Genomic DNA, 8,245 nt, shown 5'->3' on the forward strand with positions numbered 1-8,245 from the left:
CTGGCAGGTGTCCACGAGTCTCTACACCGATCTGGCTCTCGACGCGCTGAAGATGGCGATCTGGCGTCGCGAAAATCAAGGCGCTGACCTGGGCGGACTGGTCCACCACTCCGACCGTGGAGTCCAGTATCGAGCGATCCGCTACACCCAGCGACTCGCCGAGGCCGGCGCCGTCGCCTCCGTCGGTTCCAAGGGCGACTCCTACGACAACGCGATGGCCGAAGCGTTCAACTCCCTATACAAGGCCGAACTCGTCCGCAACAAGGGGCCTTGGCGCGGCTTGGACGACCTGGAGATGGCCACCGTCGAGTACATCGACTGGTACAACAACCGCAGGCTCCACGGCGAACTCGGACACGTCCCACCCGCCGAACACGAGGCACTACACGCGATGACCCACCCGGTCAGCGCACCCCTGAAAACCAGCTAACCAACTCTCCACCAAACCCGGGGCTTGACACTTCCAGCCGTCCGGGGTGCGCTGGTAGCGGTCGTGGTAGATGGCGTAGTTCAGCCCCTGGCGGCCGTCGCGGGTGCGCACGAGCTCTTGGATGTAGGCCCGGCCGGTGGCGGTGTCGCCGTCGAGCTGGATGGTGCCCGGGTGCGTGGTCTGCACGAAGAAGTCCCACTGGTCCTGCAGCCGCTCGCCCCCGATGCGAATCTCCTCCCGGCCGACCAGTTCGGCGGGGATGTTGGGCATTCGCAGCGCGCCGTCCGGCGTGAACAGCGACGCGAGGCGGGCGCGGTCGCGCATCATCGCCGCGTCGGTGAACTCGCCGCGCAGCGCCTCGATTTCGACGCGATCGCCGATCGCCTGAAAGTCACTCATCGGTTTCCTCCCTTGTCAGGTCGAAGCCCGTGTACCACGGTTCGTCACAGCAGTTCGACGACACAGCTCCCCGGTATGTGAGGCGACGTGCCCACCTCACAGTTCGGTGCGCTGTCTCGTCGAACTGGTGAGGGCAGATGCGAGCAAGGGAGCCGGCGCCGCCATGACCATCCGAACCGAGCCAGGACACGGCCGGCGCGATCCGGACCTGAGCGCGATAGTGAACGAGCGGCGTCAGCTGATCAATCTCGCGTACCGGCTCCTCGGCTCCCTGGCCGAGGCTGAGGATGCTGTACAAGAGACGTACGCCCGCTGGTACGCCATGTCCCAGCAACAGCAGCAAGCCATCGAATCCCCCGGTGCCTGGTTGACAACGGTTGCCAGCCGCGTCTGCCTCGATTTGCTCGGCTCGGCACGGGTCCGGCGAGAGCGCTACGTGGGCGAATGGATCCCCGAGCCGCTGCCCGAACCCACCGAGTGGATCAACGGGCGGCCGGGTGGTACCACGGCCGACCCGGCCGACCGGGTCACCCTCGACGAGTCGATCAACATGGCCTTCCTCGTCGTACTCGAGTCGATGACCCCGGCCGAACGCGTCGCGTTCATCCTCCACGACGTCTTCCGCTACTCCTTCGCCGAAGTGGCCGAGATCGTCGGCCGCAGCCCGGCGGCATGCCGGCAGCTGGCCACCTCAGCCCGCCGCCGCATCCGCGGGTCGCAGGCTCCCGCGCCCCCGGCAGCCCAGCGCGCCGTCATCGTCAGAGACTTCAAGCAGGCATGGGAAGCCAAGGACATCGACGCCCTCATCGGCCTCCTCGACCCTGACGCCACGGCGACCGGCGACGGCGGCGGACTCGTCAGCGCCCAGCTCTGCCCCGTCGAAGGCGGCGAGCAGATCGCACGTTTCTTCGTCGGCCTCGCCGGCAGGGCAACCAACGTGACGATCCTGGAGCGTACGGTCAACGGCCAGCCCGGTTTGGTGGCCCAGGTGGACGGCGTCACCGTGGCGGTGTACGCGTTCCACGTCGCAGGCGAACGGATCAAGGACATCTGGGCAATACTCAACCCCGACAAGATCCGGGCCTGGACGACAGGCTGAGGCCCCCTCTCCCTACCGCTTGGTCCGCTGGTAGGTGCGATCACGCCGCCGCCCGCCGAGGATGTCGACCAACGCGGCGACCAGGGCGAGCGTGATGATCCCCGCAGCCAGCAGCAGCGAGTCCCGGAACGCGGTCGACCACTGCCCGTGGGTCCGGGACAGGGACGAGAAGAACAGTGCCCCCACTGCCGCGATCCCCGCCGCCGAGCCGATCCGCTGTCCGGTCTGGAGCATGCCCGCCCCGCTGCCCGCCTGGGGTACCGGCACCTGGGAGAGGGTGAGCGTCTGGTTCGGCGCGATCACCAGACCACTGCCCAGGCCGGCGACGAGCAGCGGCACCGCGGTGAGCAGCGGCACCGAGCCGGACGGCGACCCGCGCAGCACGTACACGGTCGCCCCGAGGCCGATCACCACGCCGAGCAGACCCACGGCGACCAGCGGCCGGCCGTACCGGGTGACGACCCGGCCGCCCAGCGCGGACGCCGCGGCCGAGCCGAGCGCGAACGGGGTGATGGCCAGGCCGGCGATGAGCGCGCTGTACCCGAGCCCGTTCTGCAGGTAGAGCGTGAAGATGAAGAAGATCGCGGTGAACCCGGCGAAGTAGACCAGCGCGATCAGCGACCCGAGGGTGTACGAGCGGAGCCGGAACAGTCCCAGGCAGAACAGCGGCGGCCGGTGCTTCCCGTACCAGTGCTCCCATAGGCCGAAGCCGGCAAGGAATACCAGGCCGGCCGGGATGAGCGCCCACTTCCACGGGGTGTGCCACTGTGCCCGCTCCACAAGGGGGAGGAGCAGGAGGGTCACCCCGATCCCGAGCAGCAGCACCCCGACGGGGTCGAGCCGGTGCCGGTCGGGCTGCCCGGTGGGTCGGGCGGGCAGCAGCCGCAGGGCGAGCAGTACGGCGAGGATTCCGACGGGGACGTTCACGAAGAACACCCAGCGCCAGCCGTGCTCCTCGCCGCCGAGCTGGATGAGCAGGCCACCGAGCAGCGGGCCCACCGCGGTGGAGATGCCGATGGTGGCGCCGAGCAGGCCGAACGCCCGGCCGCGTTCGGCGCCCCGGAAGAGCTGTTGGATCAGGCCGCTCACCTGGGGGTTGACGATGCCGGCCGCGGCGCCCTGGACGAGCCGCGCGGCGACCAGCCACTCGGGGGAGCGGGCCAGCCCGGCCAGCGCGCTGGTGATCGTGAAGAGGGCGACCCCGACGACGAAGGCGGTACGCCGTCCCCGGGCGTCGCCGAAGCGTCCGGCGGGCACCAGCACCAGGCCGAAGGTGAGCGCGTACCCGGACAGCACCCACTGCAGGTCGCTGGGGGTCGCGCGGAGCGCGCGGTCCATCGACGGTACGGCGACGTTGACGATGCTCACGTCGAGCAGCGTCATGAACGCGGCGACCAGGCCGACGCCCAGTGCCTGCCAGCGGCGCCGGTCGTCGGGTTCGTCGGTGTCGGGCGGCGGCGACGTCCGGTCGCCGCTCACGGTGCCCCGCGAAGAGTGTCGATCAAGCACTCCTGACCGCTACCCGGGCGGGCGAGGGGCAAACGGCGCACCTCACGCCATCTGGCGTGCGCACCACCGCGGCCCGAAGTCCAGCCCTGCCATCGGCGAGTCCTCGCGGTGCAGCAGACCCTTCTCGGTGAGCATGTGCAGCGGGGCCTGCAGCTCCTCCTCGGGAATCCCGGTCTCCTCGGCGATCAGATCGTGATAGGGGACGTGGCCCCGGGCCTCCAGTGCGGCTACCGCCTGGTACACCCGTGCCTCGACCTCCGACAGCTGTACCTGCTGCATGGCTTCCTCCTCGGCGTGATTCGCCCGGCCAGCGGGTGGTCTCCGCCTGCGGTTACCCGGAGGTTGTCCGATGATGCCCACCCGATCGGAGGGTCGTGCCGACCGCGTGGCGGGCGGTTTCCGCGCGCGGTGCCCTAGGCTGCACCGGTGATCGTCTGGGATCTCGCTGTGGTCGGCGGTGGGCCCGCCGGGCTCTCCGCCGCGCACGCGGCGGCCCGCGCCGGGGTGCGCACGCTGGTCGTCGAGCGCGCCACCCATCCCCGCTACAAGACCTGCGGGGGAGGACTGATCGGCACCTCCCTGGCGGAGGTCACCGACCGGATCGACGTGCCGGTGCACGACCGGATCGACCGGGTGACCCTCACCCGGGACGGACGACGCGGCTTCACCCGCCACCATGCCGCCGGACCGTTGCTGGCCATGGTCCGGCGCGAGGAGTTCGACGACCGGCTGCGCGCGGCCGCGGTCGCCGCCGGTGCCGAGGTCCACGAGGGCGTCGCGGTCCGCGCCGTCGAGCAGGACCCCGACGAGATACGCCTCCGGCTGGCCGACGGCGAAACGGTGCGCGCCCGGACGGTCATCGGCGCCGACGGCTCCTCCGGTGTCACGGCCCGCCACGTCGGTGTCCGATACCGCCAGGTCGACCTCGGGCTGGAGGTGGAGCTGCCGGTGCCCCGGGCCGAGCAGCGGCGCTGGCGCGGCCGGCTGCTGCTGGACTGGGGACCGGTCCCCGGGTCGTACGCCTGGGTCTTCCCGAAGGGTGACCGGCTCACCGTCGGCGTCATCTCCGCCCGCGGCGAGGGGGAGCGCACTCGGGCCTACCTGCGCGACTTCGTCGACCGGCTGGGCCTGTCGGACGTGCCGCCCGAGCACGAGTCCGGGCACCTGACCCGGTGCCGGGCGGAGGACTCGCCGCTGCGTCGCGGCCGGGTGCTGGTGGCCGGGGACGCGGCGGGGCTGCTGGAGCCGTGGAGCCGGGAGGGGATCAGCTACGCGCTGCGGTCGGGCCGGCTGGCCGGTGCGGCGGTGGCCGACGGCGACCTCGACGGGTACGAGCGGGAGGTCGGACGGGAACTGGTGCCCGCGATGCGGGCCGGGCACCGGCTGCTGGAGGTCTTCGAACGGCGGCCCGACGTCTTTCACAGCCTGCTGGCCACCCCGCCGGGCTGGCGGATGTTCGTCCGCTTCTGTCAGGGGCAGGCCAGCTTCGAGGAGACCCTCGCCCGCCGGCCGGTGCGGGCCGGTCTGGCGCTGCTGGACCGGCTTCCCCCGCTGCGCCCGAGGGCGGCCACGGGCGGCCGGGTGTCCGCTCGTTAACCTGCGCCGGTGACCGGGGCCGACGCCGTGGCCTGGTTGCGCCGGTCCTCGCCTCGGTCTTCCAGCACTCCTGAGCGGGACTGCCGGTCAGGGCACGATGACCGCCCGGCCGTGGATCTCGCCCCGGCGCAGCAGCTCGTACGCCTCCGGCGTCCGTTCGAGGGGGAACGTCTGCACGTCGGCCTGCAGCATTCCGAGGCGGCCGAGGGCGATCACCTCCTGCAGTTCGGCGCGGGTGCCCCAGAACGGCACCCGGGCGGTCGCCTCCAGCGGGATGGTGGGTGGCTGGTCGGCGACGGGCCGGACCGGCAGCGTCCCGCCGGCGAGGCCGACCAGCATCACCTGGCCGCCGGGGGCGACGACTTGGCGGGCGGTGGTGATGGTGGGGTCGGCCCCCACGAAGTCCAGGACCACGTCCGCGCCGTCCGGTGGCGGCCCGACGATCGCCCGGATCTTGTCCACGGTGTCCGGTCCGGCCTGCACCACCTTGTGCGCCCCAAGTCGGGTGGCCAGGTCGAGGGCGGCCACGTTGGTGTCCACCGCGATGATCCGCACCGCCGTGGTGGCGATCAGGATCTGCACCGCCATGTGCCCGAGGCCGCCGATCCCGATCACCACGCAGTACGTCCCGGGCCGCAGCTCCGGCCGGGCCTGTTCGATCGCGTGGTACGGGGTGAGACCGGCGTCGGTGAGCGGGGCGGCCTGGGTCAGGTCCATGTCGCCGACGTGCAGCAGCCGGGAGGCGGGCACCACCACGTGCTCGGCGAGTCCGCCGTCACGGCTGAGCCCGATGCCGCCCACCGGGACGGTCCGGCACTGGTTCTCCAGCCCGCGCAGGCAGGCGCGGCAGTGGCCGCAGCCGATGATCCCGTAGACCGCGGCCCGGTCGCCCGGCGACCAGCCGGCGACGCCCGCGCCGACCTGGTCGACCGTGCCGGCGATCTCGTGGCCGAGGGTCATCGGGGTGGGGAACGTCCCGGCCGGGGCGTCGAGGATGTGCAGGTCGGAGTGGCAGGCGCCGACCGCGCCGACCCGCAGCAGCACCTCGCCGGGCCCGGCAGTCGGGGTGGGGATCTCGACCTGTTCCAGCACCCCGGGGGCCGTCATCCGTACCGCGCGCATGCTCGTCCTCCACCTCGTCACCGACAGCGGTCGCGGCGGCATACCCGAGACGGCGGCCTTGATGCGGTGGACGGGGGGTCGCACAATGCGGCCATGACCGAGCGGGAGTCGTTCACCGACGAGGAGTACGCCTTCCTGCGGCACGTCCGCTTCGGTGAGCTGCCGCCCCGGGTACGTCCCGAGGACCGGGTCGCCGAGACCGAGGCCGAGACCGATCCGCGCCGCGACCGGCCGGAGCCGGCCGTCGGACAGTACGAACGGGACCTGCGCGCGGGCGGCTGACCCGGAAACGGCGACGGGTCCCGGGTAGGCACCCCGAGGCCCGTCGGAGGGTGGATCAGAAGACCGGCACGCCCTCGCGCACCAGCTTCCAGTTCGGCACGTAGAAGTCGACCGGGTTGATCACGCCCTTGGCCTGCGCCCAGTCGATCAGCAGCTGGCGGATCTCCTGCTGCTGGTTGTAGACCTGGGTCTTCACGATGCCGGGGAAGTTGCCGCCACCGCTGCGCCGGTAGTTGTTCACCGCGATGACGAACTGGGCGTCTGCGGCGACCGGGTTGTCGGTGCCCGGCATGACCAGGCGGGTGATCCGCTGGCCGACCGGCTTGCTGATGTCGATGTCGTAGTCGACACCCGAGATCACGTCGTAGTTGTAGTCCGGCACCAGCGGGTCGCTGATGGTCGCCGGGTCGATGGTGTCGCCCACCGCGAAGGTCTTGAAGTACTTCGCCGAGTACTCCAGGTACGCCTTCACCTCCGCGCCGCTGATCACCACGGCCTCGAGCGTGTTGTCGTAGACGTAGAGGCCCGCGACGTCGCGGATCCGCACGTCACCCTGCGGGAAGATCGCGGTACGGCTGAACGGCGCCGCGATCGACAGCACCGGCAGGCCCGCGTACGCGGTGCCGGCGAGCGCCGTGGTGACCACCTCGGTCTGGACGTGGTTGATGAAGTCCAGGATCGGGGTGTCCTTGTACCGCGACTCCGCGGCCGAGAGCTCCTCGCTGGACTGCGCGACGACCGTGTTGACGTAGTCGACGGTCTTGGTGTGCTGGCCACGTACGGCCGCGAGCACCGCCGGGTCCTCGATCACGGTGTTGGTGTTCAGCATGGTGGCCGACTTGCCGACCACCTTCCACCGGCCGTTCTCCCGGGTGACGGTGAAGTCCATCCGGGTGAGGCGCTGGCCCCACTTCGACGGCTCGGAGGTCAGCACCTGCTCGCCGGTCGCGGTGTTGGTGACGAACTTCTGCACGACCTCGTTGTGCGCGTGGCCGAAGAGGATCGCGTCGATGCCCGGGACCTGCTGGGCGATCAGCGCGACCGGGTTCTCGTTCGGCAGCTCCGGACCGTAGCTGGAGGTGCCGCTGTCGCCGCCGTGCGCGGAGATGACGATCAGGTCGGCGCCGCGCTGCCGCATGATCGGCACCCACTTGGCGGCGGTCTCGATCATGTCGGCGAAGATCAGCTTGCCCTCGACGTTGGCCTTGTCCCAGATGGCGACACCCGGGTTGGTCAGGCCGAGGATGCCCACCTTGATGCTCGGCGAGTCAAAACCGCCGAGCGGGACCTCCTTGATCACGTACGGCAGGAAGGCCGGCTTGCCGGTCGCCTCGTTGACCGCGTTGGCGGCCAGGGCGGGGAAGCCGAGCTGGCCGATCCACTGGGCAAGCAGCGGCAGCCCGTAGTTGAACTCGTGGTTGCCCAGCGTCACGGCGTCGTACTTGAGCACGTTCATCGCGTTGGCCATCGGGTGCGTCTCACCGGTCGCGGTGATCGGCTCCTGCTTGGCGTAGTAGGTGGCCAGCGGGGTGCCCTGGATGGTGTCGCCGGCGTCCAGCACCAGCGTCGGCTTGCTGCCGCGCTCGGTGCGGATCTGGTTGACCAGGGTGGCCAGCTTCGCGACGCCGACGTCGTTGTGCTTGCTGTCGTCGTACTCGGCGTCCTTGTAGTAGTCCCAGTTGTAGACGTTGCCGTGGGTGTCCGAGGTGCCCAGGATCGTCAGGTCCCAGGTCTTCGACCCGGCCGCGGCGGCGGCAGCCCGGGCGGGAGCGCCGGCCAGCAGGGGAGCGGGCGCGGCGGCGGCCGCG

The 8,245-nt window shown here is 71.0% G+C and carries 9 protein-coding genes; 4 read left to right on the top strand and 5 right to left on the bottom strand.

Features of this window, described 5'->3' with window-relative positions; genetic code table 11:
- Window positions 1-430, top strand: a 430-nt coding sequence (locus tag DKL51_RS16195) for an integrase core domain-containing protein (RefSeq protein WP_148097802.1), incomplete at its 5' end; no start/stop codon positions are given.
- Here DKL51_RS16195 and DKL51_RS16200 read toward each other — a convergent pair.
- Window positions 383-829, bottom strand: coding sequence for a nuclear transport factor 2 family protein (locus DKL51_RS16200; protein WP_124812205.1), 447 nt, complete (start codon window positions 827-829; stop codon window positions 383-385). The two genes, DKL51_RS16195 and DKL51_RS16200, sit on opposite strands and share 48 nt — an antisense overlap.
- A gap of 163 nt (window positions 830-992) precedes the next feature.
- On the opposite strand from DKL51_RS16200, the gene sigJ reads away from it, so the two are divergent.
- Window positions 993-1,928 (top strand): RNA polymerase sigma factor SigJ, encoded by a 936-nt coding sequence (gene sigJ, locus DKL51_RS16205; RefSeq protein ID WP_109943564.1) that lies wholly within the window; start codon window positions 993-995, stop codon window positions 1,926-1,928.
- 12 nt (window positions 1,929-1,940) lie between these two features.
- Here sigJ and DKL51_RS16210 read toward each other — a convergent pair whose 3' ends face one another.
- Both DKL51_RS16210 and DKL51_RS16215 read right to left on the bottom strand, forming a co-directional pair.
- Window positions 1,941-3,407, bottom strand: coding sequence for an MFS transporter (locus DKL51_RS16210; protein ID WP_243422266.1), 1,467 nt, complete (start codon window positions 3,405-3,407; stop codon window positions 1,941-1,943).
- Between the two features lie 72 nt (window positions 3,408-3,479).
- Window positions 3,480-3,716, bottom strand: a complete 237-nt coding sequence (locus DKL51_RS16215; RefSeq protein ID WP_109943563.1) for a hypothetical protein — start codon at window positions 3,714-3,716, stop codon at window positions 3,480-3,482.
- 147 nt (window positions 3,717-3,863) lie between these two features.
- Here DKL51_RS16215 and DKL51_RS16220 point away from each other — a divergent pair, with 147 nt between their 5' ends.
- Window positions 3,864-5,033, top strand: a complete 1,170-nt coding sequence (locus tag DKL51_RS16220) for a geranylgeranyl reductase family protein (protein ID WP_124812206.1) — start codon at window positions 3,864-3,866, stop codon at window positions 5,031-5,033.
- 87 nt (window positions 5,034-5,120) lie between these two features.
- Here the strand turns inward: DKL51_RS16220 and DKL51_RS16225 are convergent, their stop codons facing one another.
- On the bottom strand, window positions 5,121-6,155 hold the full coding sequence (locus tag DKL51_RS16225) for an NAD(P)-dependent alcohol dehydrogenase (protein WP_124812207.1): 1,035 nt from the start codon (window positions 6,153-6,155) through the stop codon (window positions 5,121-5,123).
- A gap of 93 nt (window positions 6,156-6,248) precedes the next feature.
- On the opposite strand from DKL51_RS16225, the gene DKL51_RS16230 reads away from it, so the two are divergent.
- The gene (locus DKL51_RS16230; RefSeq protein ID WP_109943560.1) at window positions 6,249-6,437 is read left to right on the top strand and encodes a hypothetical protein; all 189 of its coding nucleotides are present in this window, start codon (window positions 6,249-6,251) and stop codon (window positions 6,435-6,437) included.
- A gap of 55 nt (window positions 6,438-6,492) precedes the next feature.
- On the opposite strand, the gene DKL51_RS16235 is transcribed toward DKL51_RS16230, so the two are convergent.
- Window positions 6,493-8,245: bifunctional metallophosphatase/5'-nucleotidase (locus DKL51_RS16235; protein ID WP_124812208.1), on the bottom strand; the 1,753-nt coding region annotated here is incomplete at its 5' end.

This window comes from Micromonospora globispora, assembly GCF_003857015.1.
Taxonomy (GTDB): domain Bacteria; phylum Actinomycetota; class Actinomycetes; order Mycobacteriales; family Micromonosporaceae; genus Micromonospora; species Micromonospora globispora.

Excerpts from the sequence above, each read along its gene's own strand:
- DKL51_RS16225 (WP_124812207.1), bottom strand. The coding sequence starts at position 6,155 with ATGCGCGCGGTACGGATGACGGCCCCCGGGGTGCTGGAACAGGTCGAG.
- DKL51_RS16200 (WP_124812205.1), bottom strand. The coding sequence starts at position 829 with ATGAGTGACTTTCAGGCGATCGGCGATCGCGTCGAAATCGAGGCGCTG.
- DKL51_RS16215 (WP_109943563.1), bottom strand. The coding sequence starts at position 3,716 with ATGCAGCAGGTACAGCTGTCGGAGGTCGAGGCACGGGTGTACCAGGCG.
- sigJ (WP_109943564.1), top strand. The coding sequence starts at position 993 with ATGACCATCCGAACCGAGCCAGGACACGGCCGGCGCGATCCGGACCTG.
- DKL51_RS16230 (WP_109943560.1), top strand. The coding sequence starts at position 6,249 with ATGACCGAGCGGGAGTCGTTCACCGACGAGGAGTACGCCTTCCTGCGG.